Origin of the sequence: Bacillus hominis (genome assembly GCF_018332515.1) — a bacterium.
Taxonomy (GTDB): Bacteria; Bacillota; Bacilli; order Bacillales; family Bacillaceae_G; genus Bacillus_A; species Bacillus_A hominis.
The window spans coordinates 1-253 of record NZ_BOQD01000714.1 but is presented as its reverse complement, the minus strand read 5'-3'; the positions used below and the strand labels follow the sequence as shown (position 1 = coordinate 253).

The 253-nt window shown below is 35.2% G+C and carries 1 pseudogene; it reads right to left on the bottom strand.

What is annotated here, in order from left to right:
- Positions 1-244 (bottom strand): annotated as a pseudogene (locus KI356_RS28065) (IS4 family transposase); the annotation flags it as partial.
- Between the last annotated feature and the right edge of the window lie 9 nt (positions 245-253).

Below are 253 nucleotides of genomic sequence, written 5' to 3'. Positions count from 1 at the left end.
GTCCTTCTGGACTCATAGAAATACCTGTATTCGTTTCTAAGCGACTACATAATTGTGTCAATGACGTGTGAGCAACGTTTTTACTTAACCAAACACATAGGGCCACTAAATCTTGAGCACGGTATTTACTTTTTCGTTGAGCAAATCCTATCTCTCTAGCTAACTGTTCTAAAACATGTGGTGACATATATCGTTGTAATTCTTTAGAAAACAATTCTAGCTCATCTAAAATCGATAAATTCATACAAAAACG